Origin of the sequence: Thermus brevis, from assembly GCF_026427635.1 — a bacterium.
Taxonomy (GTDB): domain Bacteria; phylum Deinococcota; class Deinococci; order Deinococcales; family Thermaceae; genus Thermus; species Thermus antranikianii.
In genome coordinates, this window is the sequence record NZ_CP102606.1 from 530267 (window position 1) to 554862 (window position 24596).

23 protein-coding genes, 4 tRNA genes and 1 riboswitch are annotated in these 24596 nt (G+C 63.3%); of the genes, 11 read left to right on the top strand and 16 right to left on the bottom strand.

Features of this window, described 5'->3' with window-relative positions:
• The first annotated feature begins 92 nt into the window (after positions 1 to 92).
• From KQ693_RS03010 to KQ693_RS03025, 4 genes are read left to right on the top strand one after another with little or no spacing between them, the layout of a single operon-like run.
• Positions 93 to 1910, top strand: a complete 1818-nt coding sequence (locus tag KQ693_RS03010) for a heme o synthase (protein ID WP_219758980.1) — start codon at positions 93 to 95, stop codon at positions 1908 to 1910.
• A 12-nt stretch (positions 1911 to 1922) separates the two neighbouring features.
• Positions 1923 to 2936 (top strand): cytochrome c oxidase subunit II, encoded by a 1014-nt coding sequence (gene coxB / locus KQ693_RS03015; RefSeq protein WP_219758981.1) that lies wholly within the window; start codon positions 1923 to 1925, stop codon positions 2934 to 2936.
• Positions 2937 to 2950: 14 nt separating this feature from the next.
• Entirely contained in the window at positions 2951 to 5326 is a 2376-nt protein-coding gene (gene ctaD / locus KQ693_RS03020) for a cytochrome c oxidase subunit I (RefSeq protein ID WP_219758982.1), read from the top strand.
• 57 nt (positions 5327 to 5383) lie between these two features.
• A complete protein-coding gene (locus KQ693_RS03025; protein WP_219758983.1) occupies positions 5384 to 6085 on the top strand; it encodes a hypothetical protein in 702 nt (233 codons plus the stop codon).
• A gap of 9 nt (positions 6086 to 6094) precedes the next feature.
• Here KQ693_RS03025 and KQ693_RS03030 read toward each other — a convergent pair whose 3' ends face one another.
• The 6 genes from KQ693_RS03030 to KQ693_RS03055 are packed head-to-tail and all read right to left on the bottom strand — an operon-like array spanning position 6095 to position 10405.
• Positions 6095 to 6259: a hypothetical protein gene (locus KQ693_RS03030; protein ID WP_219758984.1), complete on the bottom strand. Its 165-nt coding sequence runs from the start codon at positions 6257 to 6259 to the stop codon at positions 6095 to 6097.
• On the bottom strand, positions 6246 to 6584 hold the full coding sequence (locus KQ693_RS03035; RefSeq protein WP_219758985.1) for a cytochrome C oxidase subunit IV family protein: 339 nt from the start codon (positions 6582 to 6584) through the stop codon (positions 6246 to 6248). The genes KQ693_RS03030 and KQ693_RS03035 overlap by 14 nt, the downstream gene beginning before the upstream one ends.
• Positions 6585 to 6592: 8 nt before the next feature.
• Positions 6593 to 7267 (bottom strand): cytochrome c oxidase subunit 3, encoded by a 675-nt coding sequence (locus tag KQ693_RS03040; protein ID WP_219758986.1) that lies wholly within the window; start codon positions 7265 to 7267, stop codon positions 6593 to 6595.
• Positions 7268 to 7278: 11 nt separating this feature from the next.
• Positions 7279 to 7866 (bottom strand): cytochrome c oxidase subunit 3 family protein, encoded by a 588-nt coding sequence (locus KQ693_RS03045; protein ID WP_267261893.1) that lies wholly within the window; start codon positions 7864 to 7866, stop codon positions 7279 to 7281.
• Positions 7841 to 9601, bottom strand: a complete 1761-nt coding sequence (locus KQ693_RS03050; RefSeq protein ID WP_267261894.1) for a cytochrome c oxidase subunit I — start codon at positions 9599 to 9601, stop codon at positions 7841 to 7843. Before KQ693_RS03050 ends, KQ693_RS03045 begins: the two co-directional genes overlap by 26 nt.
• Positions 9602 to 9610: 9 nt before the next feature.
• Positions 9611 to 10405, bottom strand: a complete 795-nt coding sequence (locus KQ693_RS03055) for a cytochrome c oxidase subunit II (protein WP_267261895.1) — start codon at positions 10403 to 10405, stop codon at positions 9611 to 9613.
• Between the two features lie 124 nt (positions 10406 to 10529).
• Between KQ693_RS03055 and KQ693_RS03060 the strand changes: the two genes are divergently transcribed.
• From KQ693_RS03060 to KQ693_RS03075, 4 genes are all read left to right on the top strand, one after another.
• Positions 10530 to 10605, top strand: a tRNA-Lys gene (locus tag KQ693_RS03060).
• Between the two features lie 6 nt (positions 10606 to 10611).
• Positions 10612 to 10686, top strand: a tRNA-Glu gene (locus KQ693_RS03065).
• A gap of 1 nt (position 10687) precedes the next feature.
• Positions 10688 to 10764: transfer RNA gene (locus KQ693_RS03070), tRNA-Val, on the top strand.
• A gap of 120 nt (positions 10765 to 10884) precedes the next feature.
• Positions 10885 to 11403 carry a hypothetical protein gene (locus KQ693_RS03075; RefSeq protein WP_267261896.1) on the top strand — a complete coding sequence of 173 codons (519 nt, stop codon included), beginning with the start codon at positions 10885 to 10887 and terminating at the stop codon, positions 11401 to 11403.
• A gap of 171 nt (positions 11404 to 11574) precedes the next feature.
• Here KQ693_RS03075 and KQ693_RS03080 read toward each other — a convergent pair whose 3' ends face one another.
• The 3 genes from KQ693_RS03080 to KQ693_RS03095 all read right to left on the bottom strand — a co-directional run bounded on the left by KQ693_RS03080 (position 11575) and on the right by KQ693_RS03095 (position 14840).
• A complete protein-coding gene (locus tag KQ693_RS03080) occupies positions 11575 to 12462 on the bottom strand; it encodes a CBS domain-containing protein (RefSeq protein ID WP_323808509.1) in 888 nt (295 codons plus the stop codon).
• Between the two features lie 9 nt (positions 12463 to 12471).
• Positions 12472 to 12831 carry a hypothetical protein gene (locus KQ693_RS03090; RefSeq protein WP_267261897.1) on the bottom strand — a complete coding sequence of 120 codons (360 nt, stop codon included), beginning with the start codon at positions 12829 to 12831 and terminating at the stop codon, positions 12472 to 12474.
• 353 nt (positions 12832 to 13184) lie between these two features.
• Positions 13185 to 14840, bottom strand: coding sequence for a putative bifunctional diguanylate cyclase/phosphodiesterase (locus KQ693_RS03095; protein WP_267261898.1), 1656 nt, complete (start codon positions 14838 to 14840; stop codon positions 13185 to 13187).
• Between the two features lie 309 nt (positions 14841 to 15149).
• Positions 15150 to 15233: riboswitch (cyclic di-GMP riboswitch) on the bottom strand.
• A 468-nt stretch (positions 15234 to 15701) separates the two neighbouring features.
• Here KQ693_RS03095 and KQ693_RS03100 point away from each other — a divergent pair.
• From KQ693_RS03100 to KQ693_RS03110, 3 genes are all read left to right on the top strand, one after another.
• A complete protein-coding gene (locus KQ693_RS03100; protein WP_267261899.1) occupies positions 15702 to 16139 on the top strand; it encodes a Rossmann-fold NAD(P)-binding domain-containing protein in 438 nt (145 codons plus the stop codon).
• A gap of 419 nt (positions 16140 to 16558) precedes the next feature.
• Positions 16559 to 17311 (top strand): class I SAM-dependent methyltransferase, encoded by a 753-nt coding sequence (locus KQ693_RS03105; protein ID WP_219760243.1) that lies wholly within the window; start codon positions 16559 to 16561, stop codon positions 17309 to 17311.
• A gap of 396 nt (positions 17312 to 17707) precedes the next feature.
• A tRNA-OTHER gene (locus tag KQ693_RS03110) sits at positions 17708 to 17774 on the top strand.
• Between the two features lie 70 nt (positions 17775 to 17844).
• On the opposite strand, the gene KQ693_RS03115 is transcribed toward KQ693_RS03110, so the two are convergent.
• From KQ693_RS03115 to pstS, 7 genes are all read right to left on the bottom strand, one after another.
• Complete coding sequence (locus tag KQ693_RS03115; RefSeq protein WP_267261900.1) at positions 17845 to 18606, bottom strand: DciA family protein; 762 nt, start codon at positions 18604 to 18606, stop codon at positions 17845 to 17847.
• 19 nt (positions 18607 to 18625) lie between these two features.
• Positions 18626 to 19648, bottom strand: a complete 1023-nt coding sequence (recF, locus tag KQ693_RS03120; RefSeq protein WP_267261901.1) for a DNA replication/repair protein RecF — start codon at positions 19646 to 19648, stop codon at positions 18626 to 18628.
• The gene (locus tag KQ693_RS03125) at positions 19649 to 20821 is read right to left on the bottom strand and encodes an MFS transporter (RefSeq protein WP_219760248.1); all 1173 of its coding nucleotides are present in this window, start codon (positions 20819 to 20821) and stop codon (positions 19649 to 19651) included. It abuts the gene before it with no gap.
• A 10-nt stretch (positions 20822 to 20831) separates the two neighbouring features.
• The gene (gene pstB, locus KQ693_RS03130) at positions 20832 to 21623 is read right to left on the bottom strand and encodes a phosphate ABC transporter ATP-binding protein PstB (protein WP_267261902.1); all 792 of its coding nucleotides are present in this window, start codon (positions 21621 to 21623) and stop codon (positions 20832 to 20834) included.
• The gene (gene pstA / locus KQ693_RS03135; RefSeq protein ID WP_219760249.1) at positions 21624 to 22493 is read right to left on the bottom strand and encodes a phosphate ABC transporter permease PstA; all 870 of its coding nucleotides are present in this window, start codon (positions 22491 to 22493) and stop codon (positions 21624 to 21626) included.
• Positions 22493 to 23440, bottom strand: coding sequence for a phosphate ABC transporter permease subunit PstC (pstC, locus tag KQ693_RS03140; RefSeq protein ID WP_246584429.1), 948 nt, complete (start codon positions 23438 to 23440; stop codon positions 22493 to 22495). Before pstC ends, pstA begins: the two co-directional genes overlap by 1 nt.
• A gap of 63 nt (positions 23441 to 23503) precedes the next feature.
• Positions 23504 to 24517 carry a phosphate ABC transporter substrate-binding protein PstS gene (pstS, locus tag KQ693_RS03145; protein ID WP_267261903.1) on the bottom strand — a complete coding sequence of 338 codons (1014 nt, stop codon included), beginning with the start codon at positions 24515 to 24517 and terminating at the stop codon, positions 23504 to 23506.
• Positions 24518 to 24596 lie beyond the last annotated feature (79 nt).

Genomic DNA, 24596 nt, shown 5'->3' on the forward strand with positions numbered 1-24596 from the left:
TGGCAGGTAATGGAAGGGACAAATGTACTTCACCCCTGGACGAGGTCTTCTGGCAGAATGGTAAGCACTACCGTCTGGGGGACGGGTGCCCTATGAGCCAAGCTTGGTTTAGCCGTTACGCCTGGGGAGTCTTGGTGTGGAACATCCTGGTGGCCCTCTGGGGGGCTTACGTGCGGGCCACCGGGTCGGGGGCGGGGTGCGGCTCCCACTGGCCCACCTGCAACGGGGAGATCATCCCCAGAAGCCCGCAGGTGGAGACCCTCATCGAGTTCACCCACCGGGCTACCTCGGGTCTCGCCTTTCTTTCCGTGCTTTTTTTGGCCCTTCTCGCCTTCCGCCTCTTCTCCAAGGGCCACCCGGCGCGGCTGAGTTCCGGGGTGGCCTTTCTCTTCATGATCACCGAGAGCCTGGTGGGGGCCTCCCTGGTCCTGTTTGGCTGGACAGCCCATAACGTGAGCGCTGCCAGGGCCGTGGTGCAGATGGTGCACCTGGCCAACACCTATTTCCTCCTGGCCTCCCTGGTCCTCACCGCCTGGTGGGCCTCTGGAGGGGCTCCCTTGCGCCTTAGGGGGCAGGGTGCGGTGGGGGCGGCCCTGCTCCTGGGACTTCTTGCCTTGCTCTTCCTGGGGATGAGCGGGGCGGTGACCGCTTTGGGCGACCTTCTTTTCCCCGTGCGGAACACCCTCGAGGCCCTGGAGCGCTCCCTGACCCCGGGCGAGCACTTCCTGGTGCGCCTCAGGGTGCTACACCCCCTCATCGCTGTGAGCGTGGGGCTTTATGTGGTTTTTGCTGGCTACCTGGTGGCCCATCTGAGGCCTTCCTCCCATACCCGCCGCTTCGCCCATGCCCTCGCGTACCTCTATGGGGTGCAGCTTCTTGTAGGCCTGGTGAACGTGTGGCTTAAGGCCCCGGTCTGGATGCAGATCCTGCACCTTCTTTTGGCCTACGCCGTGTGGCTTCTTTTCATCCTGCTTTCGGCGGCGGCGTTGGCCCAGGGGGCTAGGCGGGTGGAGCTGGGGGAGGGTACCGAGGCGGCGCACCGGGGCACCGGGGGAGCCACCTGGAAGGACTACTTGGCCCTCACCAAACCCCGGGTGATCAGCCTCCTTCTCTTCACCACCCTTTTGGCCATGCTCATCGCTGCCAAGGGCTGGCCTGGCACGGGCCTCTTCCTGGTGGTGGCCCTGGGAGGTTACATGATGGCGGGAGCGGCCAACGCCATCAACATGGTGGTGGACCGGGACATCGACGCCCGCATGCGCCGCACCGCCAAGCGCCCCACCGTGACCCAGCGCATTTCCAGCCGGGATGCACTTCTCTTCGCCTTTGGTCTCGCCCTTCTGGCTTTCCTTCTCCTCTGGTGGGGGGCGAACCTCCTTTCCGCCACCCTGGCCCTCATGGGCCTTATCTGGTACGTGCTGGTCTACACCCTCTACCTGAAGCGGCGCACCTGGCAGAACATCGTCATCGGTGGGGCGGCGGGAGCCTTTCCTCCCCTGGTGGGCTGGACGGCGGTAACGGGCGAGCTCAGCCTCTTCGCCTGGTACCTCTTCGCCCTCATCTTCTTCTGGACCCCGGTGCACTTCTGGGCCTTGGCCCTCATGATCCAGGACGACTACCGGGCCGTGGGTGTGCCCATGCTGCCCGTGGTGTTGGGGGAAAGGGTGACGGTGATGCAAATCGCCCTTTATGCCGTGCTCACCGCCTTGATTTCCCTCATGCCCCTCCTTTTGGGGGAACTCGGCCTCGTTTACTTCTTCTTCAGTCTTACCCTTAATGCTTTGCTTATCCTTAAGAGCCTTGCCCTCTACCGCCAGCCCGAGCGGAGGACGGCGGTTTCGCTGTATAAATACTCCATGCTCTACCTGGCCCTCTTGTTCGTGGCCATGGCGGTGGATCGGGTGCTTTAGGGAGGGAAGCGGATGAGAAGAGTTGTAGCGGCGCTCAGTCTTTTAGGTTTGGCCCTGGCCCAGGAGGGCCATAGGGTGGCCATTACCCACCCTATCTCCCCCTTCAACCGGGAGACCAACTTCCTCCTCATCTGGGTCTTGGTCTTCTCCGTCCTGATCTTTGGGGTGGTGGCTGGGGCTCTGGCCTACATCACCTGGAAGTTCCGGGCCAAACCCGGTCAGGAGGGGGAGCCACCCCAGTTCCACGGCAATGACCGGTTGGAAGTGGTCTGGACGGTGATCCCCATCTTGATCATCTTCGTTCTCTTCGGCCTGACGGCCCGGAGCCTCATCCAGGTGAACCAGCTTCCTGCCGGAGCCTTGAAGGTGGAGGTGACAGGCTACCAGTTCTGGTGGGACTTCAATTATCCTGAGCTGGGCTTCCGCACCTCCAACGAGATCATCCTGCCCGCAGGGGTGCCGGTGGTGCTGGAGATCACCTCCAAGGACGTGATCCACTCCTTCTGGGTGCCGGGGCTTGCAGGAAAACGAGACGCTATTCCGGGACAAAAGACTCTTCTCTCCTTTACACCGGAAAAACCGGGCAACTACTACGGCTTCTGTGCCGAGCTCTGCGGCCCCAGCCACTCCCGCATGCTCTTCCGAGCCATCGTGCTGCCCAAAGAAGAGTTTGACCGCTTTGTGGCGGCAGCCAAGAACTACACGCCTCCTGTGGCCGATGCCCAGGGCCAGCAGGTCTTCCAGCAGAACTGCATGGCGTGCCACTCGGTGCAGGCTAAGATGCCTCCAGCGGTCATCGGGCCGGAGCTGGGATTTGTGGGCAATCGGGTGAGCCTGGCTGCGGGGATTGTGGATTACACGCCTGAGCACCTGAAGACCTGGATCAAGGATCCCGCCTCCATGAAGCCGGGGACCAAGATGCCGGGCTTCCCGCAGCTTTCCGAGGGGGATCTGAACGCTTTGGTCCGCTATCTGGATGGACTCAAGGTGCAGGGTTTTGACTTCAAGGCGTTGCCTAAGTTCTAAGGAGGTATGGGCAGATGGCCATCGCGACCAAGCCAAAAGCAGGTTTCTGGGCGATCCTGTGGGATCTCCTGACCACGGTAGACCATAAGAAGATCGGGCTTTTGTACACGGCCACCGCTTTCTTCGCCTTCGCTTTGGCCGGGGTATTTTCCCTTCTGATCCGGGCGCAGCTGGCGGTGCCCAACAACCACCTGCTCACGGGGGAGCAGTACAACCAGATCCTCACCCTGCATGGGGCTACCATGCTCTTCTTCTTCATCATCCAGGCCGGGCTCACCGGCTTCGGGAACTTCGTGGTGCCCCTGATGCTGGGGGCCCGGGACGTGGCCCTGCCCCGGGTGAACGCCTTCAGCTACTGGGCTTTTCTGGGAGCCATCATTCTGGCCCTGATGAGCTACCTCTTCCCCGGAGGAGCTCCCAGCGTGGGCTGGACCTTCTACTACCCCTTTTCCGTGCAGTCGGGTAGCGGGGTGAGCTTCTACATGGTCGCCATCCTGCTCCTGGGTTTCTCCAGCCTCTTGGGTAATGCCAATTTCATCGCCACCATCTACAACCTCAGGGCCCAAGGGATGAGCATGTGGAAGATGCCCATGTACGTGTGGAGCGTCTTCGCTGCCAGCGTTCTCAACCTTTTCAGCTTGGCGGGCCTGACCTCGGCTACCCTCTTGGTGCTTTTGGAGCGGAAGATCGGGCTTTCCTGGTTCAATCCTGATGTTGGTGGAGACCCGGTCCTGTTCCAGCAGTTCTTCTGGTTCTACTCCCACCCCACGGTGTATGTGATGCTCCTGCCCTATCTGGGCATCCTGGCGGAGGTGGCCTCCACCTTTTCCCGTAAGCCCCTTTTCGGCTACAAGCAGATGGTCTGGGCTCAGATGGGCATCGTGGTGCTGGGGACCATGGTCTGGGCCCACCACATGTTTACCGTGGGGGAGTCCACCATCTTCCAGATCGCCTTCGCCTTCTTTACCGCCCTCATCGCTGTACCCACCGGGGTGAAGCTTTTCAACTTGATCGGTACCCTTTGGGCTGGGCACCTGCAGATGAAGACCCCCCTCCTTTGGGTGCTGGGCTTCATCTTCAACTTCCTCCTGGGCGGCATCACCGGGGTCATGCTCTCCATGACGCCCCTGGACTACCACTTCCAGGACTCCTACTTCGTGGTGGCCCACTTCCACAACGTCTTGATGGCGGGGTCGGGCTTCGGGGCCTTCGCCGGGCTTTACTACTGGTGGCCCAAGATGACGGGCCGCATGTACGACGAGCGTCTGGGACGGCTCCACTTCTGGCTCTTTCTGGTGGGCTACCTGACGGTCTTCCTGCCCCAGTACGCCCTGGGCTTCCTGGGGATGCCCCGGCGGTACTACACCTACAATGCGGACATCGCCGGCTGGCCTGAACTGAATCTCATCTCCACCATTGGGGCCTTTATCCTGGGCCTTGGGGGTCTGGTCTGGATCTACGCCATGTGGAAGAGCCTGCGCTCCGGGGGGAAGGCTCCGGATAACCCCTGGGGCGGCTACACCCTGGAGTGGCTCACCAGCTCCCCACCCAAGGCCCATAACTTTGACGTGGCCTTGCCCAAGGACTTCCCCTCTGAGCGGCCTCTGTACGACTGGGCTAAGAAGGGGGTGGAGCTGAAGCCCGAGGACCCAAGCCACATCCACCTGCCCAATAGCTCCTTCTGGCCCTTCTACTCCGCCGCCACCCTCTTCGCCTTCTTTGTTTCCGTGGCGGCCTTGTCCGTGCCCAACGTGTGGATGTGGGTCTTCCTGGCCCTCTTCGTCTACGGCCTCATCCGCTGGGCCCTCGAGGACGAGTACAGCCACCCGGTGGAGCACCACACCCTTTCCGGCAAGTCCAACGCCTGGATGGGGATGGCCTGGTTCATCGTTTCGGAAGTGGGCCTCTTCGCCATCCTCATCGCCGGCTACCTCTACCTCCGCCTCACCGGGGCGGCGGTGCCCCCGGAGGAGCGGCCCGCTCTCGGGCTTGCCCTCCTCAACACCTTCTTCCTGGTGAGCTCCTCCTTCACCGTGCACTTCGCCCACCACGACCTGAGGCGTGGCCGCTTCAGCCCCTTCCGCTTTGGCTTGCTCGTCACCATCATCCTGGGGGTCCTCTTCTTCCTGGTGCAGGCTTACGAGTTCTACCAGTTCCACCACCACTCCAGCTGGCAGGAGAATCTCTGGACTGCCACCTTCTTCACCATTGTGGGCCTCCACGGTCTGCACGTGGTCATCGGGGGCTTCGGCCTTATCCTGGCCTACCTCCAGGCCCTTAGGGGCAAGGTTACCCAGCACCACCACGGCACCCTCGAGGCGGCCAGCATGTACTGGCACCTGGTGGATGCGGTCTGGCTGGTGATCGTGACCATCTTCTACGTCTGGTGATCCTCTTGGTCTTGGCCCCCGCCCAAGAGGCGGGGGCTTTGCTATCTATGGAGAGGGATGCGGCTTTTGGTGGTGGATTTCGACTTCTTCTTCCCCGTGCCCCAAGACCCTAAGGACCCTATGGCCCCCCTTTACGCCTGGGCCCACTTTGAAACCCCTTACTACCTGGGGGAGGTTTGGGAGGAACGGGCTTTGGCCTTCCTCCTAAGGGGGCTTCCCCTGCCCCAGGCCCGGGGATGGGAGGGATTCTGGGAGCGCTTTGCCTTCGCCCCGGAGGCCCGCCTTTACTATGCGGATTCCAACGCCTTGGCCTTCCATCCAGACGTGCGCCAGGGAGTGCGGGAGGTAATGCTCTTTGATGCCCATCACGATGCGGGCTACCGCCCTTTGGGCGAGGAACCCGCCTGCGACGACTGGATGGTCTATTACGCCCGCCAAGGGGCCAGGCTTAGGGTTTTCTACCCTTCCTGGCGCGATCCTTCCCTGGAACCCGAGCCCGTGGTTCCTGTGGAGAGGGTCAAGGATCCTGGGGGGCCGGTGGAAGGTATCTTCCAGCGGGTGTTCCTCTGCCGCAGCGGGGCCTGGGTCCCCCCTTGGGCCGACGAGGCCTTTTTCGCCTTGTTGGAGGCGGCTCCCCTGCCCAAGGTGGCCCTGGAGGCGGTGGCGAGGAGGCCATTGGACCTCGAGGGCCTAAGGCGCAGGGTGCAGGAGGAGGCTTTTGGGCTGGCCTTCCTGGAGCGGCTCAGGGGCTTGAGGTAGCCTTTGGGCTCAAGGCTTCCTGGGCCTCGAGCGCCGGCGCCAGAGGTACCAAGCCACACCCCCCACCAGGAGGAAGGGAACCGGGGCCATCACCAAAATCCCCCACCAGCTTGGCCCCAGGTCGCTGGGGCGGGTTTCGGTGTGGTGGGCCAGGGCCAGGCTAAGGGCCGCCAAAGAAGAAATGCCGCACCGTCGCCACATACTGCCCCTCGGGGAGCAAAATGGCCACCAGGGCCAGGAGGAGAAGGGGAGGCAAAAGGATGGCGTAAGCCAGGCCCACCCGCTCAAAGCGCAGGTGCATAAAGTAGGCCACGATAAGCCCCGCTTTGAGGAGGGCAAAGGAGGTGATGAGGAAGCGCCGTAAACCCAGAGGTTCCACCTTGAAGTAGTCTAGGAGGTAGGACAGGGTGCTGAGGAGAAAGAGGAGTCCCCAGACCGCTAGATAGGTGCCGATGGGCTGGTGCTGTTCCCCTCGATGGATCTCCGTGCCGTGGTTCATGCTGCCTCCTAGAACAGGTAAAAGAAGGCAAAGATGAAAACCCAGACCAAATCCACGAAGTGCCAGTAAAGCCCCGCCACCTCCACCCCCACGTAGCTTCCCGCCCGGTCGTAAACCCCTTTCAGGACCCTTGTGGCCACGGCCGTGAGGTAGATAACCCCAGCGGTGACGTGGAGGCCGTGGAAGCCGGTGAGCATGAAGAAGGAGGAGCCAAACTGGGGAGCCCCCATGGGGTTGCCCCAGGGGCGGAAGCCCAGGTCCCGGATGAGGTGGGTCCACTCGTAGGCCTGCATGCTCACGAAGCTGAGGCCCAAAAGGGCGGTCAGGGCTAGGAAAAGGGCAGTGCGGGGCTTGTTGCGGTTATAGGCGTGGTACACGGCGATGGCCATGGTGCCGCTGGAGCTGATCAGGATCACGGTCATGATGGCGATGAGGAGGAGGGGAATCTCGCGCTCGCCGATGTGGAGGGCGAAGACCTTGCCGGGGTCGGGCCAGGGCAGGGTGGCGGAGAGGCGGGCGGCCGCATAGCCCGTGAGGAAGCAGCCGAAGATGAAGGTGTCGGAGAGGAGGAAAATCCACATCATGGCCTTGGCCCAGACCACCTTGAAGGCGGAAAGGTCGCTTCCCCAGTCCCCGGCTAGCGCCCTTAGGAAGTGCGGCAGTCGTAGGGTTTTTTCCTCCATACTCCCCCTCCTTAGGTCCAGAGAAACAGGGCGTAAAGCACCAGCCAGACGCCCAAGAGGTAGTGCCAGTACCAGGCGCAAGGCCGAAGGCCCTTTCCTTCCCGGACAAAGACCCAGGCCAGGGCCAGCCCTCCCCCCAGGAGGTGCAGGCCGTGGAGGGCGGTGATCAGGTAGAAGAAGGCGCTGGCGGGATTGCCCGCTGGGGCATAGCCCAGGCTCAGAAGGAGCCGCCAGGCCAGGAGCTGGCCCAGGATGAAGCCCGCTCCCAAAAGCCCGCCGCCTAGGGCCCAGGGTCTTGCCTGGGGCCAGGCCTCGAGGCGGGCCGCTCGTTCCAGGGCTAGGCTGGCCAGAAGGAGCACAAGGGTGTTGAGCCAGAGAAGGGGAGGCTTGGGCAGAGCCTGCCAGTCGGGAAGGCCCATACGCACCAGATAGGCGCTCACCAAAGCGGCGAAGAGGCTGGTGATGGCGGCAAGCAGGACGAGAAGACCCACCTGCCCTGGGGGCAGGGAAAAGGCGTCTTCTGGTTCCTCTCCTCCGCCGAGCTCGCGGCCCGGAGGCCCTTTTGGAGGAAGCTTAGGCCTGTCCTCCACCTTGGGCATGATCTTCCCCTCCACTGCCTCCCGCCACCACCGGGGGAGCGTTTTGCGGGATAAAGTCCTCTTTAGCCCCCGGGGGGCTGTACTCGTAGGCCCAGCGGTACACCACGGGAGGGGGCTCGTGCCCCCAGTTGCCGTGGGGTGGGGGTGTGGGGGCCTGCCACTCCAGGGTGGTTGCCCGCCAGGGGTTGTCTGGGGCCTTCTTGCCGCGGAAGTAGGAGTAGACCAGGTTGAAGCCAAAAAGGAGCTGGGCTAGGCCCACCAGGAGGGCCACCACGGTGATGAACTCGTTCAAGGGGCGCACGGAGGGGGGCAGGAAGGAAAGCCCTTCAAAGGTGTTGTACCGCCTCGGTACCCCCAGAAGGCCCAGGAAGTGCATGGGGAAGAAGATCAGGTAGGTGCCCACGAAGGTGGCCCAGAAGTGGATTCGCCCCAGGGTCTCGTTGAGCATCCGACCCGTGGCCTTGGGGTACCAGTGGTAGATGCCCCCGAAGATGGCCACGATGGCGGCCACGCCCATGACCATGTGGAAATGGGCCACCACGAAGTAGGTGTCTTGGAGAGGGAAGTCCACGATGACGTTGCCCAGGAAGAGCCCCGTAAGCCCTCCCACCACGAAGGTGTTGAGGAAGGCGATGGCGAAGAGCATGGGCACGGTGAGATGGATCTTTCCCCGCCACAGGGTGAGAAGCCAGTTGTAGGTTTTGATGGCCGAGGGAATGGCCACGATCAGGGTGGTGGTGGCAAAGAAGAAGCCGAAATAGGGGTTCATGCCGCTGGTGTACATGTGGTGGGCCCAGACCATGAAGGAGATGGCGGCGATGGCCACCAGGGAGAAGACCATCATTCCGTAGCCAAAGATGGGCTTGCGGGCGTGTACCGAAACCAGCTCGGAGATAAGCCCCATGGCGGGGAGGATGACGATGTAGACCTCGGGATGGCCGAAGTACCAGAAGAGGTGTTGCCACAGGAGGGGGCTTCCTCCCTCGTAGGGTAGGTGTTGGCCAAACTGCATCACCGCGGGCATGAAGAAGCTGGTGTGCAGGGTGCGGTCCAAAAGCAGCATCACCCCGCCCACAAAGAGGGCGGGGAAGGCGAGGAGGGCCATAATGGAGGCGATGAAGATCCCCCAGACCGCCAGGGGCATCCGCATCAGGGTCATCCCCTTGGTGCGGAGCTGAAGCACGGTGGTCACGTAGTTGAGCCCGCCCATGGTGGCGGCCACGATGAAGAGCAGGAGGGAAACCAGCATGAGGACGATCCCCCAGTCGTACCCGGGGGTGCCCTGCGTGATGGCCTGGGGTGGGTAGAGGGTCCAGCCTGCCCCGGTGGGCCCTCCCGGCACGAAGAAGGAGGTCAGGAGAACCAGGACGGAAAGCAGGTAGACCCAGTAGGACAGCATGTTGACGAAGGGGTAGGCCATGTCCCGTGCCCCCAGCATGAGGGGGATGAGGAAGTTGCCGAACCCTCCAAGGAGCAGGGCGGTGAGCAGATAGATGATCATGATCATGCCGTGTAGGGTCATGGCTTGGTAGTACCTTCCCGCATCCAGGACGCCCGGGAAAGCTAGCTCGAGGCGCATAGCCCAGGAGAGGGCCATGCCGATGGCCCCTACCAGAAGGGCGGTCAGGATGTACTGTATGGCGATCACCTTGTGATCCTGGCTGAAGACGTACCGGCTCCAGAAGCTTCGGGGCTCCGGGCCAATGCGGTGGTCATGGTAACCGGGAAACTCCATGGCTCCTCCTTACCGGCCCAGGGACTGGGCCACGCTGGGCTGGGCTTTGATCCAGGCCTGGAACTCTTCAGGCTTCATCACCAGGACCTGGCCCAGCATGCGGGCATGACCTATGCCGCAGTACTCGGCGCAGACCACCTGGAACTGGCCGAGGGCGGTGGGGGTGAACCAGATGCGGGTTACCATGCCCGGGACCACGTCCATCTTGATCCGGAACTCGGGGACGTAGAAGCTGTGGATGACGTCGTTGGCCCGGAGGAGGAGTAGGACGGGTTCGCCCAAAGGGAGCCGCAAGGGACCCCCGATGACCAGGATGTCGTCCCGGGCGGGGGGATCCTCGAGGTCCAAGCCAAAGGGGTTGGCGGGAGAAGCTTTCTGGATGGACGTCCTTCCTAGTCTCCCGTCCGATCCCGGATAACGGTAGCTCCAAAGCCACTGCTGGGCAAGGACTTCTACCGTGAAGGTTTCCTTTGGGGGGTGGACCAGGTGGTTGTAGAAGTAAAGCCCCGGGGCCAGAAGAACCACGATTCCCAAGGTGGTGAGCCAGATTAGCTTCCGCTCCAGCCTCGGTTCCTCCGGGAGGTACTGGGCGGGATCCTTGTGGTAGCGATGGATGCTGTAGGCCAAAAAGAGGTTGACGCCAGCGTAGGCCAAACCGGTAAGAAGAAGGGAAAGAAGGATGATCTGATCTATGGAACCCCAGTTGGAGGCCAGGGGCGTAAACCACCAGGGCCGAAGGAGCGCAAGCCCAATGGCACCCGCCACCATCGCCACCAGGGCCAAAACCAGGAAGGCCCGCTGCATAGGGGGTTCCCTCCTTTAGCTTAACACCCAACTCTATCATAGGGGAAAGGGACAAATGTCCTACCCCTTTGGTCCCCTCACCTGGACAAGCCTTTATCCTTCCCCTATAATCACTAAGGCTGTTGGGCCGTTAGCTCAGCTGGCAGAGCAACCGACTTTTAATCGGTAGGTCGCAGGTTCGAATCCTGCACGGCCCACCAAGCCGGGGCCCCATCGTCTAGCGGTCAGGACGCGGCCCTCTCAAGGCCGAAACGGGGGTTCGATTCCCCCTGGGGTCACCACGGGCGGCTAGCTCAGCTGGTCAGAGCGCTCGCCTTACAAGCGAGAGGCCAGAGGTTCAAATCCTCTGCCGCCCACCACGATGGGAACGGAGAAATCCCCGGGGTCAGTCCCCGGGGTTTCGGTTTTTCTTACCCCCTGTCTACCCCTTATCCCGGTTGGGCTCCTTGCCGAACGGCAAATGGGGTTAGCATGGGGGTGTGCGGGAACTCCACTGGGCTCTGGTGCCCGTCTTCATCCCCGTGGGGTCCGCTGTTATCCGCTGGACCCTGGGGCTCAGCCTGGTGGCCCTGGCCTACTACACCTGGGCGGGGAACCCCGGCCTTTCCCAACTTCCCGGCATCGCCATCTTCGCCTACACCGCCTTTCTCTTACTTACGCAAATGTGTTTGCCCTTCGGGCAAAGCAACATGGGACACCTGTACGAGGCCCTTGAAATCCGTACCCCCCTTGAGGGCACCCAGCTGGAACCCCTCTCCAGCTACACCGGGAAGACCACCCCCAGTACCCGGTTCCGCTGGGGCACTTTCTTCAGCCTGCTCTGGGCCTTAGGCCTTGGCATCGGCTACTACGGGCTTCTGGCGGGCCACTTCACGGCCTTGGGCTTTCCCCTGGCTCTAAGTGGATACCTGCTGGTGCGCAGGGTGATCCACTGGGGTCCTATTCCCGGGAGTGGTAACAGCGGGGACGCTTTGGGGGAATGCCCATCAAGACGGTGAAAACCGTGTCCCCACTTTTCCCGAGTGTACCTACTCCGAGTGGGTACACTTTTGTGCCTCCCGGGACGGCAAAAGTCCCAAGCGTCCCCACTGTTCCCACTTCTTTACCCCCCAGGGGCTAGTCGGGGCACTTCCTGGCCCCCGGCTACGGGGACCTCCTACCTATGGCCTTCACCGCCCCGACCCGGGAGAGGGTTTTGCTTCTAGAGCCCGGGTGTTGGGCAGGTTTACCTCCTCCCCCAGGGCCATCTTTTCCGGACGGCCTTTGGCCAGGGTGGAGGCCAGGCTGGCTAGGCGGATGAGGTCATCGGCGGTGGCCCGGGAGCTTCCCGGCCGCTTCTTGCGCCGCCTCCCCCCGGCCACCCCCAGGGACAAGCCCAACCTCTTTTCCCCCACCCTAAGGGGAAGCTTCAGGAGCTCGGGAAGGCGAGGGAGAACCCGGGTGCGGGGCCGGGGGAAAACCAGGGCAAACTCGTCCCCGGCATACCGGAAGGCTTCTCCCCTGTGTTTACGGGCGAAGGCTGAGAGCCGGCTGGCCACCTCCTTCAGGGCCTGGTCGCCTGCGGTGTGGCCCAGCTGCTTGTTGAGGAGGCCGAAATCGTCCAGATCCACGAAGACCAGGGTGGGATCGATTCCCTTGTCCAGGAGACGCTCCAGGTGGCTCCGCAGAAAGTCGGCCCGGGGCAGGCCCGTGAGGGGGTCAAAGCCCTGGCCCAGGGCGAAGGCCAGGGCGCGCTTGGTAAGGATGCCGAGAAGGCGCCCCTCCTCCACCACCAAAAGCCTTTCCACGCCTTTCTCCTGCATCAAGGCCTGGGCCTCGAGCAGGCTGGCTTTCGGGGAGATGAAGATGGGGGGGCCTTGGAGGACATCCATGACCACCCGGTTGGGGTGAACCCCCCTGAGGTCCCGGCTGGTGACCACGCCCACCAGGGTGCCATCCTCGAGAACCGGAAGGCTTCCGATCCTATGCCGGGCCATGAGGTTGGCCGCTTCCCGTATGCTGGCCCATGGCCTTATGGTTACAGGGCTAGAGGTCATCACCTCCTTAACCTGGACCATGGCTAAGGATTATTCTAGCCGAACCGTGCGCGCCGTATGCAGTACAACCTCCACCTGGACCCGCACCACCTGGTCCTCGCTGATAAGGGGAGCAAGCTCTTCCAGGAGAAGCTCCGGTAAGGCCTCCGGGGTCAAGACTTTTAGAAGGGTTTTCCTTATCAGTACGGCCTCCACGGGTGCACCCTGGATGCGGACGAGCTCGAACTGCCCCGGTGCCATGCTGTCGGCCATGCGTTTGGCGGCCTCGGGACCGATGGGAGCTTGACGGCCGATGAGGAGGGCGTCCCATAGGGGTGGGATCTCAAACGCCTGGCCGCTTAGTCGCAGTTCCATCTGCTTTTTGGAAGGGGACTCGCGCTTCTTGGCCATGGGCCTATTCTACGGGGACGGGTTCTCCTCCCCGTTTTCCACCTGCCGAAACTCCCCCAGGACCTCAGTCAGGCCGACCCGGAAGGATCTCTCCACCTGGCAAGGCAGAAGGTGTTGAGAGTGGAGAGAAGGGTTTCTGAGGCGCGGGGTTCCCCGGAGGCCCCCTGTCACGGGTTGGCGGGGATGGTTTCGGAAGCTCCTGGAAGCCTTAGCCCCTGTTCCCTTGGCTTCACCGTTGTACTGGCCCGGGGTTCTGGGGAGCACCCTGCAGGCGGGTATGCCGATCCATCATGGGCTGGGGTCCCGGTAGCACCTAAGGGGTTAGGAGAAAGCTGTGGTCATGGGGGTACTCCCTAAGGCATCTCGGGTCGATCAGACACCTGGCCCGGGTCTCTGGGCGCGCTATCCGGCGCATGCAGGTAAAACCCCTGGACCAGATCCACCCCTAAGGCTTGGGCCAGAGCCAGGTCGCTTTCCGTTTCCACACCTTCGAGGGCCACGCCGAGCCCAAGGTCGCGGGCCATGGCCACGATATGGGCGATTACAGGAGGGGGATGGAGCCCGTTGCCCCGGTGGGACCAGAAGAGTCCCCGGCAAATCTTCAAGAAGTTTAGGGGAAGGCTCTGCAAATGGACCAGGGACAGCTGGCCGGATCCGAAGTCATCCAGGGCGAGACGGAAACCCTGGGCACGCAACTTCCAAAGGGCGGGCACGATCCGGGCCAGCTGCGGCTGCGCCAACCGTTCGTTGATCTCCAGGACCACCCTTTCCGGCTCCAGCCCCTCCTCCACCTCCCGGTGGACGAAGGTGAGGAAAGTGGGGTCGCCAAGAGACCATGGGGTCACGTTGAGCCACAGGGTCAGATCAGGGTACTTCTCCTGCAATCCACGCGCCTGGCCGATGACGAAGCGGTCGAGGGGCTCGTTCACCGAACGGCGCGAGAGGTCCAGATGGGGCAGGGGATTTGAGAGGCCTTCGGATCCACGGATGCGGAAGAGCACCTCCGCGTTGCGGAAGGTCCCGTCCCCGAGGTCAAGCAAGCTCTGAAAAACAAGCTGGGCGCGTCCCAAGGACAGGGCCTCACGGAAGGAGGTTTCAAGGGCCAGGGCCTGGGGCGTGAGCCCTTCCAGATCGGGGGTAAACACCTCGGGTTCCCAGGTGCGGAGGAGTTTAGCCCGATGCATGGCCAGATCGGCGCGCCGCAGGAGATCGGTGAAGGAGGCGCCGTGTTGGGGGAACAGGGCGATGCCCATGCTGCACTCCAACCGCACGGGCTGCCCCTGAACCGGGACCTCAAGCGCCAGGGCTTCCAGAAGAGTCCTGCCCTTTCCCCTGGCCTCGTCGGGATCCTCGGTCGGGTACCAGGCAGCGAACTCGTCTCCCCCCACCCGGCCCAGGACCGCCTCGGGCAGGGCTGCCAGGAGGCGCCGGCCAACCTCCGCCAAAACGGCATCCCCCCCACGATGGCCCAGAAGGTCGTTGACCATCTGGAAGCGGTCCAGGTCGAGGTAGGCCAGGGCCATCCCCCGGACCGGGGTTGCAAGGTCCCTTTCCACCCTTTCCAGGAAGGCCCTGTGGTTAAGGAGGCGGGTCAGCGGGTCGTGGGTGGTTAGCTCCCGCAGCCTGGTCTGGAAGGCTATTCCCCCGGTGACATCGCGGCTGGTGGCCACGAAATAGGAGATGTTCCCCGAGGGATCCCTGACCGGGGTTACGATCTTCTCCTCCGTGAACAGGGTGCCGTCCTTCTTGCGGTTAATGAAGAGACCCCGGTAAGGAACCCCGGCCCGGATCTGCTCCCAGAACATTCGATAGAACTCCCGCGAGTGGGCCCCGGATTTAAGGAACCGGGGGTTCTGCCCCAGCACTTCCTCCCGCGAATAGCCGGTGAGGTGCTCAAAGGCCTGGTTCACGTACAGGATGCGACCGGAGGCATCGGTGATGAGCACGCTTTCGGCCAGCTGTTCCAGCACGGCCTCCAGGACCGAGGGCGGGAGGGAGGGTGGGTTCATGTCCCCTCCTGGTGTGGGGCAGCCTGGAGTCCCCGGGGCTCCTTCCCGGTGAGGGGCTCCTTCCCGGTGAGGGGCTCCGACGCACTTGGCCCCATACCCACCCCCTGGCAGGCATTCCCGAGAGGGGGTGCGGACAGCTGCGGTGAGATGCAACCCTCGCGTTCGGCCGGTTGCGCCACTGGCTCCCCGTGTCCCCTGGCGCCCATCTTGGGTCCCACGGCTCGTCGCCTCCGAACGCCCTAAAAGCCTTAGGGCCAGGCTGGGCACCTGGCCGGCAAGGGTTTGGCTACAGGGAAGGAAGAACCTTTGTTCACCCTCGGCCGGTTGCGCCACCGGCTCCACCTGCCCCAGGCGCCCAACTGCAGGGCAGGCTTCTTCGCCTCCGAGGACTTATTGGGAGCTCCCGCTCCCGCCGAACAGCATAGCATGCAGGGCTAGGGTTCGAGGGTAACCTCTGACACACCCCCTCACAGGCAACCCCCAGGACTCGCCTGGGGGTTGGCCCTTACCGATGGGGAAAGGCTTCAGTACACCTGCCCCCTCTGGCCGCAACTGAGAGCCACCCCATGGATCGCCTGATCCAGCCCCAGGGTGGGGAGGTAAGGGGGGCAAGCCCCTAGGGGAAGCACCGGGGATGGGGGAAAGCTCAGCCGAGCCCCATACCGCTGAGCGCTTCCCGCGAAATGTAAGCGGGGAATGGATGCCCTCGGCTGCTCGAGGAAGGATCGTGACATGGTTACCTCACGCGAGTTTGCCCACACCCTGGTTGTCGGTGGAACCGGCATGCTGCGGGAAGCCTCGGTGGCCTTAGCCTCCCGCTCGGGGCGCCTGACCTCCGTTGCTCGAACCCAGCGTTCACTGTTGAGCCTGGACGCGGAACTGGCCAGGACGGGCTGTGTCCATCACATGCTGGCCTTGGACTGGAACGTCCCGGACCGGTTCCTGGCCGAGATCGAGCGTCATATTGGGGCTACGGAGCCCCCTGAACTCGTGGTGGCCTGGATCCATGAGGATCACCTGGCCCTTCGGCTCGCGGCTGTGCTGGCCCGGATGGGCCATCCCTTGCGCTTCTTTCACGTGGTGGGAAGTGCCCGGACGGATCCCAAGCAGCTGGCGGACAGCTTGTCCCAGGGACTCGAGCCGCACCCCAACCTGAGGTATCACCAGGTGGTTCTGGGGGCACGGAGATCAGGCGGGTCCATGCGCTGGCTCACGCATCAAGAGATCTCGGCGGGTGTCCTTCAGGCCATCGAGGCAGGGCAGGCGCAGTGGATGGTGGGGGATGTGGGCCCCTGGTGACCTGGGCCCAGGCTTGCTTTCCCTCCACGGACTCCTGTGCATGACCGGACGGTGTGCTAGAATCGCCTGGCACCGAAAGGAGGAGCTCACCATGAAGGATCCGTGTCTGCTCTATGTCGGCACTGGGGATGGGATGTACGTCTTCCACGCACGGGGGGAGGAGCTTGCCTTGGTCGGTCGGGGCATCGAAGGGAATGCCGTGCGCGGGATCGCTGTGCACCCGCAGGATTCGAAGACGGCCTATGCCGCCTGTGGCCTGCGCGGCTGGGGTCTGTATCGAACCGTGGATGCCGGGCAAACCTGGGAGCTTCTCGGGTTCGAAGATCGCTGGGGTAAGATGGGCGGAGAGTCTTCACCCTGCAAGGATACCAGACTTTTACAACAGTTTCTAAGATGAGCTCGGAAGGAGGCACAAGGACTTGGAGCAAGAATGGTGGCAGAAGTTCTTCGACGAGACAACGGGTCAGATCATGTTCCACGGAGAGGCCTGGCAGCGGGCCGATCAAAGCTGTGATTCGTTAGTATTGTTGCTAGGGCTTCAGCCTGGCGCAAAGATTTTAGATTTAGCTTGTGGCCCGGGACGCTTTGCTATCCCCTTAGCCAAGCGAGGCTTTCGCGTCGTAGGGTTAGATAGCTGTGACGTGTATCTTGAACAAGCGCGCGCCAAAGCCCAAGAGCAGGGATTGCAGATAGAGTTCGTCGGCGGCGACATGCGCGCCATTCCCTTTGAAAATGAGTTCGACGCAGTTATTAATGTATTCACAAGCTTCGGGTACTTCGAGCGCGATAAAGACCATCTGCAGGTGCTCAAAGAAGTACACAAGAGCTTGAAGCCCGGCGGGCGCTTTCTATTAGAGTTGATCAACCGCGACTGGCTCATCAAGAACTTTCGCCCGCGCAATTGGCACGAGTATCCCGGCTTTTTCGTGCTCGAGGAGAGCGCAATGGATTTCGCGCGCAATCGGATTGAGTCGCGCTGGATCGTACTGAAAGGAGCGGAGCGCAAGGAGTATACTCTTTCTCTACGAGTGTTCACGCTTGCTGAACTGTTGGAGCTATTTGCCCAAGCTGGGCTGAAGGTGCTAGGCTACTACGGCGGTCTGCGTGGGGAGCCCTGGACTTTGGAAGCCAATCGCTTGGCTCTTCTGGCAGATCGTGCTGCCTCGCCTTAAACATAAAACAGCGAAGGAGGTGACGCTGTGGAGGAGGGGTGTGTGCCCTCAATCTTCCATACTTTGGCCTTCTCCTCCGTGTGAGGCCCTACGGGCCAGCTCCAAGGTCTGTCTAGGTGTCTCGCACCCTAGCTCCGAATTCAGCGTTTGTTGTCCCCTTCGAAAGGGCTAACTGGCAAAGTGACCAGAATATCCTTCGGTAGAACCTTCCCCTTGCCGTCCGGCAAGGGTAGAGGCCCGGTAAATTCTGTTTCACACAGCACTTTTGTCTTGGCCTTTGTTTACCCCTATCCCACCGGAACGGTCCCATATCTGGGCCACTTACGAAGGACACTCACGGGGCATCAATGTCTTTCTACTGCCTACTACCATCTGTCAAATATCAAAGCTAGCTGGGGGTGAGATGAGGGGAGGATCACTCACATGCGAGAGGTCAGAGGTTCAAATCCTCTGCCACCCACCACGACAGTAACGCAAAACCTCCCCCACGCTAGCGAGGGGGGAAGGTGCTTTAGGGGCTTATTTGATGGGGTTTAGGCTTCCTTGGAGAGGAGGCTCCGCACTGCCTCGGGGAGGGTTTCCCCGGGAAAGAGGGTCCGGAAGCGCTGGGCCAGGTCCCGGAGAAGGGGACGAAGGGATTCGTCCCGTAAGGCCTGGGGGTAAAGGGCTTCCATCTCGCTTAGAAGAGATTGTCTGGCCAGGTGCCGAGCCACCAAGAGGGCTTCCCCCTCGAGGCCCGTGGGCCGGCCCCGCTTGAGGCGCTCCGCCTCCTTGCGCACCCAGGGGCTTTCCAGAAGGCGGCGGCAGGTGGGGCAGGGATGCTTGGGGCTAGGGCTTCCGCAGATGGGGCAGGGCTCGCCCCGATCCTTTTGCAAAAGGGCCAGGGCGGCCCGGGCTACCTTTTCCCGTAGCTCCAGGGGGGCTTTTTCCGCCAGCTCCAGGGCCCGGCGGCTTGCCCATAGGAGGCGCTCGGGGTTTTCCGGGGTTTTGGGGGCCTCTGGCTCCTTCTCCAGGGGCCCCACCACAAAGCGGATCTCCTTCACCACCCCTGGAAACCGCTCCTCGTAGCGTCGCAAAAGGGCCAGGCGGCTATAGGTGAGCTGGTGGGCGGTGACGGGGTCCGCCACGCGCACGGTGAGGGTACCCTCCTCGAGGGCCAGGGGCTCGCTGAGCTGGGCAAGCTCCCTGCCCACCACCTCCCGCCAGGCGGCCAGCACCAGACCCCGCTTCAGCTTTTCCTTCCCCCCGGCCTTCTTGAGGGCCTCGGGGATCACCTCCTTAAGCCGCCAGGGCATGCCCACCCTCCCGGGAGGGTCAGCATAGGACCACCCCTCCTTCCACCCAGCATACCGGGACCCCCTCGGGGGCCCAAAGCCCCGCCAGGATGGCCTGGGGTAGGGTGCGGGTGTAGGCCAGAACCGCCTGCCGTTTGCCCTCGTCCAGCTCCTCGCTCCACTCGTCCACCAGGAGAAGGGGGGCTTCCCCATGGTGCTCGGAAAGCAGGCGGTGCTCGGCCAGGCGCAGGGCCAGGGCCACCCCTTTGGCTTCCCCCCGGCTTCCGAAGCGGTGGACCGGCCGGCCTGAAAGCAGGAAGACCAGGTCGTCGCGGTGGGGGCCCACCAGGGTCTGCCCCCGGGCCAGCTCCTCCTCCCTCCGGGCCCTTAGGGCCTCGACGAGATCCCCCGGGGAAGTTTCCTCCAGAAGAAGCCCCACCTCCCCCGGGGCCAGGCTCCGGTGGACGGATTGGAATATGGGCAAGAACCGCTTTAAGAAGCGCCTTCGGAAGGCCATGATCTCCGTGCCGTAGCGGGCCAGCTCCTGATCCCATACGGAAAGCCCGTTCCCCCCGGCCTTCAAAAGGGCGTTTCGCTGGCGTAGAGCCTTTTCGTAAGCGGAAAGGAGGGCGGCGTACCGGCGGGAGAAGCGCCCGATCAGGCGATCCAGAAAGGCCCGCCTCTCCTCCCGGCTTCCCAGCACCACCTCCACGTCCTCAGGCAGGACCAGGACCGAGCCCGGAAGCTCGTGTAGGGCCCTTAGGCTCACCGCCTTCTCGTTCAGCACGATTTCCCTTCCCTCCGGCCTCAGCCGTTGCTCGATCCGGTATAGACCCAGCTCGGTTTCCACCTCCGCCTGCAGCCAGGCTTCCTCCTCCCCGAAACGGATCAGATCGGCCAAGGAGGCCCGGACCTCGCCTCCAAGGGCCAGGTGGATGCCGAGGAGTAGGCTGGTCTTCCCCTGGGCGTTCCCTCCCACCAGGGCGAAAAGGCCCTGAGGGGGTTGGAAGGCCGAGAAGGCCAGGTTGCGGAAGTTCCTCTGGCGGAAGACGAGGAGTTGCATCTAGATCCTTGCCCGGCGAAAGAGGAAGGGAAGGGTGAGGAGGGCCATGAGGAGGAGGGTAGCCCCCAGGAGGTAGGGGGCCTCATGGGAAAGCCGGTAGAGGCCAGTACCCAGAACAGGCCCGAGCATCCTACCCAGGGCCTGGGCGGAGGCGCTCAAGCCCGCCACCAGGCCTTGTTCCCCTTCTCCCACGGCCAGGGAGAGGGCGGCGGTAACCCCCGGCCCCGCCAGGGCCGCCCCCGCCCCCTGCAGGGCTAGGCCCAGGGCCAAAAGGGGAAAGCCTTGGGCCACCACCAAAAGGAGAAAGCCCAGGATGCCCACGGGTAGCCCAAGGAGGAGGAGGGTCCTAGGCGGCCAGGAGAAGCGCCGAACCAGGAAACCCTGGATGAAGACTGCCACAAAGCCGTAAAGCACCAGGGCAAGCCCCACGCTTCTGGCGGTTTCCACCCCCGAAAGCCCGAGGCGGTCTTGGAAGTAGAAGGCGATGGTCTGCTCGAGGGCCACCCCGGAAAGGTTCAGGGAGAACCCCAGGAGGAGAAGGGGAAAAACCCGTCCATCCCAGGGGGAAAGGTGCCCCGCCTCCTGCGATCCCTGGGGCCTGGATTCCGGCAAGACCAGGGCCACGAAGAGGGCGTTGAGGAAGGCGATGCCGGAGGAGAAGAACACCGGGGCCAGGAGGCCAAACCATGCGGCAAGCCCCGCCCCCAAGGCGGGCCCCAGGATGACCGCCAGGCCGAAGGCGGCCCCCAAGAGGGCCATGCCCGCGGTGCGGTTCTCCCGCCCGGTGATATCGGCCACGTAGGCTTGGGCGGTGGGTAGGGTGGCGGAGCTGAAGGCCCCGCCAAGAAGCCGGGCCAGGAGGAGGAGGGGGAAGAGGAGGCTCGCGGAGACCAAACCCCTTTGGCCCAAGAGGGCAAAGAGGCCAAAGAGGAGGAAACTCACGGCAAAGCCCAGGATGCCCAGGAGGAGGATGGGCTTCCTGCCCTTCTCGCTCAGCCTCCCCCAGAAGGGCGAAAGGAGGAACTGCATGAGGGCGTAGCCAGTGGAGAAAAGGCCCACCTGGACCTCGGTGAGCCCAAGCTCCCGGCCCAAAGGCCCCAGGATGGGGAAGAGGATGGAAAGCCCCAGGATGCTGTTGAAAAGGGTCAGGAAGAGGAGGCCTACAGGGGACATGCCCTAGAGTTTATCCGAAGCGGCCGGTGATGTAGGCCTCGGTGCGGGGGTCCTTCGGTTTGGTGAAGATGGACTCGGTGGGGCCGAACTCCACCATCTCCCCGTTGAGGAAGAAGGCGGTGTAGTCGGAAACCCGGGCGGCCTGTTGCATGTTGTGGGTCACGATGACGATGGTCACCTGCTCCTTCAGGGAGAGGAGGAGGTCCTCTATGGCCTGGGTGGAGATGGGATCCAGGCTGGCGGTGGGCTCGTCCATAAGCAGGACTTCCGGCTCCACCGCCAGGGCCCGGGCGATGGTGAGGCGTTGTTGCTGTCCTCCGGAAAGGCCGCTCGCCGGGGTGCGCAGGCGATCCTTGACCTCGTCCCACAGGGCAGCGCCCCGCAGGGCCCTTTCCACCGCCTCGTCCAGGCGGCGCTTGTCCCTTATGCCCACCAGCTTAAGCCCCGCCGCCACGTTGTCGTAGATGGACATGGTGGGGAAGGCCGTGGGTTTTTGGAAGACCATCCCCACCCGCCTCCGCACCAGAACCGGGTCCACCCCGGGGGCATAGATGTTTTCCCCGTCCAGGAGGACCTCCCCATCCACCCGGGCGATGGGGGTGAGGTCATGCATGCGGTTTAGGGCCCTTAGAAATGTGGTCTTGCCGCATCCGGAGGGCCCGATGAGGGCGGTGATCCGGTGGCGGTAGATGGGGAGGTTTACCCCGCCCCCGACCCCCACGCCCACCCGGTTTCCGTAGCGGACCACTAGCCCTTTGGATTCCATGTGGGTGCCCACGGTTTCCTTGGTTTCCGGTAGCATCTAGAACCTCCTCCTCGAGGCCCAGCGGGCCAGCAGGCTCGTCAGGGTGATGAGCCCAAAGAGCACCAGCCCCGCAGCCCAGGCCTGGCGGTGCCAGTCCTCGTAGGGGCTGATGGCAAAGGCGAAAAGCCGCAGGGGAAGGGTGTCCATGGGCTTAAGGGGGTTTAGCTCCAAGAGGGGACTGCCAAAGGCGGTGAAGAGGAGGGGTGCTGCTTCCCCCGCCGCCCGGGCGAAGGCCAGAAGAACTCCCGTGATGAGCCCGGCCCGGGCTGTGGGCAGGACCAGGGAAAGGATCACCCGCCAGCGGGGAAGCCCCAGAGCGAGCCCAGCTTCACGGATCTCCTTGGGCACCAGGGCGAGGACGCCCTCGGTGCTCCGGGCCAGGATGGGGATCATGAGGAAGCCCAAGGCGAAGGCTCCCGAGAGGCCCGAAAACCCCCCCATGGGCTTTACGATGAGGATGAAGGCCAAAAGCCCAAAGAGGATGGCGGGCATGCCGTTTAAGGTGTCGGAGAGGAGGCGGAGGTACGGGTTCACCGGATGGTCAGGATACTCTGCCAGGAGGATTCCGGCGGCCAGACCAAAGGGCAGGGCGATGAGAAGTCCCAGCCCGTCCACGATCAAGGTACCCACGATGGCTTGCCTGAGCCCCCCTCCGGTTTCGCCGGGGGGCCGCATGTCCTTAAGGAAGAAATCCAGGTTAAGGGCGCCTGCCCCTTGGGTTAAGGCGTAGGCCAGCACCAAAAGCAGGATGAGGAAGGCAAGCCCCGTACCCAGGCCCACCAGGGCCATCATGAACCGCTCCTTGCGGTAGCGGGCTTTAAGGGCCAGGTTTTTTTCCAGGCTCCGCAGGCTGCTGGCAGGAAGCATCACAGCACCCCTTTGACCAGGCGCTCCTGGCGCCGGAGGACGTAGGCCGCCGCGAAGTTCACCGCCATGGAAACCCAGAAGAGAAGGAAGCCCACGGCGATCAAGGCGGAAAGGTGGAGGTCCTCCACGGCCTCGGTGAACTCATTGGCGATCACGCTGGGCATGGTGGCCGCCCCGCCAAAGAGGGTGTAGGGGAGCTTGTGGGAGTTGCCAATGACCATGGTGACCGCCATGGTCTCCCCCACCGCCCGGGCTAGGGCCAAAAAGGCCCCGGCGATGATCCCGCCCCGGGCCAGGGGAAGGATGGCCATGCGCATCACTTCCCAGCGGGTGGCCCCCAAGGCGTAGGCGGCCTCCCGATGCTCCTTGGGTACCAGGGCGATGGCATCCCGGGCTAAGGCGGCAGTGTAGGGGACGATCATGGAGGCCAAGATCAACACGGCGGTCATCAACCCGTATCCCGTGGGCACCCCCAAGATGGAAGCCAGCCAGGGCGCATGCTCCGCCGCCCACATGTAAAAGGGAAGCTGCACCTGGTCCCGGATCCATGGGGCCAGAACGAAGATGCCCCAAAGGCCGTAGACCACGCTGGGTACCGCGGCCATGAGGTCCAGGAGAAAGTTGATCACCTGGGCGAGCCACCTGGGGGCATACTCGGCGGCGAAGATGGCCGCGGCCAGGGCGGGGAAAAAGGAGAGCAAAAGAGCCGAGAGGCTCACGATCACCGTGCCCAAGATGTAGGGCCAGGCGCCGAAGGACTTCTGGATGACGGGGTCCCACTCCCTACCCAGGGCAAACCCCAAAAGCCCGAAGCGCTTCAGGGCCAGGCTTCCCCCTTGGTAGAGCTCGTAGGCCATGAGCAGGGCCAAGGCCACCACGCCCAGGGCCAGGAGAAGGAGAGCCCAGGCAAAGATCCGGTCGCCAGAATGGGTGTACAGCCGCTTCATGGGCAACCCCTTTTCAAGATAAGGGGTGGCCCGGGAAAAGGCCACCCCTGGGGCAGAGGTGTTCTAGCGCCCCGTGATCTCTTTGCCGATGGGCTTGCCCTGGTAGGTGACCCGGGAAAGGAGGGCCAGGGCCCGCTGTTGGGGCACGGAGGCCAGGGCCCCATAGGTGAGGGGCTCGTTGTACTTCTGCCCATCGGTGAGGATCCACTTCACGAACTCCACCAGGGCCCGGGCCTCAGCCTCGCTCTTCACCGCCTTGTTGGCGGAGAGGTCCTCGTAAAGGAGGAGGTAGGTGAAGCTGGCGATGGGATAGCCGCTTGGCTCGGAGGTGTCGGTGATGGAAACCCGCATATCCCCGGGAAGGGGCACGTTGGCGGCAGCCTTGATGCTGGGGAGGTCCGCCAGGATGAACCGTCCCGACTTGTTCTGCACCGCCCCGTAGCTCAGGTTGTTCTGCTTGGCGTAGGTGACCTCCACGTAGCCGATGGCGCCAGGGGTCTGTTTGACCACCCCGGCCACGCCCTCGTTGCCCTTGCCTCCCACGCCCACGGGCCACTGGACGCTGGTGCCCCGCCCCACCTTGCTGGCCCACTCGGGGGAAACCTTGGAAAGGTAGTCCACCCAGACGTAGGTGGTGCCGGAGCCGTCGGAGCGGTGCACCACGGTGATGGGCAGGGGAGGAAGCTTCACGTTAGGGTTGAGACCCTGCAGAGCGGGGTCGTTCCAGGTCTTGATCTTGCCCAGGTAGATGTCCGCCAGGACGGGGCCCGTGAACCGAAGGGTTTCCCGTATTCCGGGTAGGTTGTACACGGGGACCACAGCCCCGAGGGCATAGCCAATGTTAAGGGCGTTGCTCTTAAAGCGGGTGCGTACATCCTTCATAACCTGGTCGCTCAGGGGGGCGTCGCTGGCGCCGAAGTGGACCGTCTGCTCCAGGAACTGCCGGATACCCCCGCCGGAGCCGATGGACTGGTAGTTGATGCGCACCTTGCCCCCGGTGAGCCGGGTGTACTCGTCCCCGTACTTGGCCATCAGGGGGTAGGGGAAGGTGGCCCCTGCCCCAACCAGGGTGATCACTTCTTGCGCCCATGCTGAAGCCGCTAGTGCCAATGCTCCCAAAACCGTTGCCGTTAGCCGTCGCATCCTAAACCTCCCA

Bases quoted from the DNA above. Each gene is read 5' to 3' on its own strand.
- KQ693_RS03010 (WP_219758980.1), top strand. From the start codon at position 93: ATGAGCCAAGCTTGGTTTAGCCGTTACGCCTGGGGAGTCTTGGTGTGG.
- coxB (WP_219758981.1), top strand. From the start codon at position 1,923: ATGAGAAGAGTTGTAGCGGCGCTCAGTCTTTTAGGTTTGGCCCTGGCC.
- ctaD (WP_219758982.1), top strand. From the start codon at position 2,951: ATGGCCATCGCGACCAAGCCAAAAGCAGGTTTCTGGGCGATCCTGTGG.
- KQ693_RS03025 (WP_219758983.1), top strand. From the start codon at position 5,384: ATGCGGCTTTTGGTGGTGGATTTCGACTTCTTCTTCCCCGTGCCCCAA.
- KQ693_RS03035 (WP_219758985.1), bottom strand. From the start codon at position 6,584: ATGAACCACGGCACGGAGATCCATCGAGGGGAACAGCACCAGCCCATC.
- KQ693_RS03040 (WP_219758986.1), bottom strand. From the start codon at position 7,267: ATGGAGGAAAAAACCCTACGACTGCCGCACTTCCTAAGGGCGCTAGCC.
- KQ693_RS03045 (WP_267261893.1), bottom strand. From the start codon at position 7,866: ATGCCCAAGGTGGAGGACAGGCCTAAGCTTCCTCCAAAAGGGCCTCCG.
- KQ693_RS03050 (WP_267261894.1), bottom strand. From the start codon at position 9,601: ATGGAGTTTCCCGGTTACCATGACCACCGCATTGGCCCGGAGCCCCGA.
- KQ693_RS03055 (WP_267261895.1), bottom strand. From the start codon at position 10,405: ATGCAGCGGGCCTTCCTGGTTTTGGCCCTGGTGGCGATGGTGGCGGGT.
- KQ693_RS03080 (WP_323808509.1), bottom strand. From the start codon at position 12,462: ATGGTCCAGGTTAAGGAGGTGATGACCTCTAGCCCTGTAACCATAAGG.
- KQ693_RS03090 (WP_267261897.1), bottom strand. From the start codon at position 12,831: ATGGCCAAGAAGCGCGAGTCCCCTTCCAAAAAGCAGATGGAACTGCGA.
- KQ693_RS03095 (WP_267261898.1), bottom strand. From the start codon at position 14,840: ATGAACCCACCCTCCCTCCCGCCCTCGGTCCTGGAGGCCGTGCTGGAA.
- KQ693_RS03115 (WP_267261900.1), bottom strand. From the start codon at position 18,606: ATGCCCTGGCGGCTTAAGGAGGTGATCCCCGAGGCCCTCAAGAAGGCC.
- recF (WP_267261901.1), bottom strand. From the start codon at position 19,648: ATGCAACTCCTCGTCTTCCGCCAGAGGAACTTCCGCAACCTGGCCTTC.
- KQ693_RS03125 (WP_219760248.1), bottom strand. From the start codon at position 20,821: ATGTCCCCTGTAGGCCTCCTCTTCCTGACCCTTTTCAACAGCATCCTG.
- pstB (WP_267261902.1), bottom strand. From the start codon at position 21,623: ATGCTACCGGAAACCAAGGAAACCGTGGGCACCCACATGGAATCCAAA.
- pstA (WP_219760249.1), bottom strand. From the start codon at position 22,493: ATGCTTCCTGCCAGCAGCCTGCGGAGCCTGGAAAAAAACCTGGCCCTT.
- pstC (WP_246584429.1), bottom strand. From the start codon at position 23,440: ATGAAGCGGCTGTACACCCATTCTGGCGACCGGATCTTTGCCTGGGCT.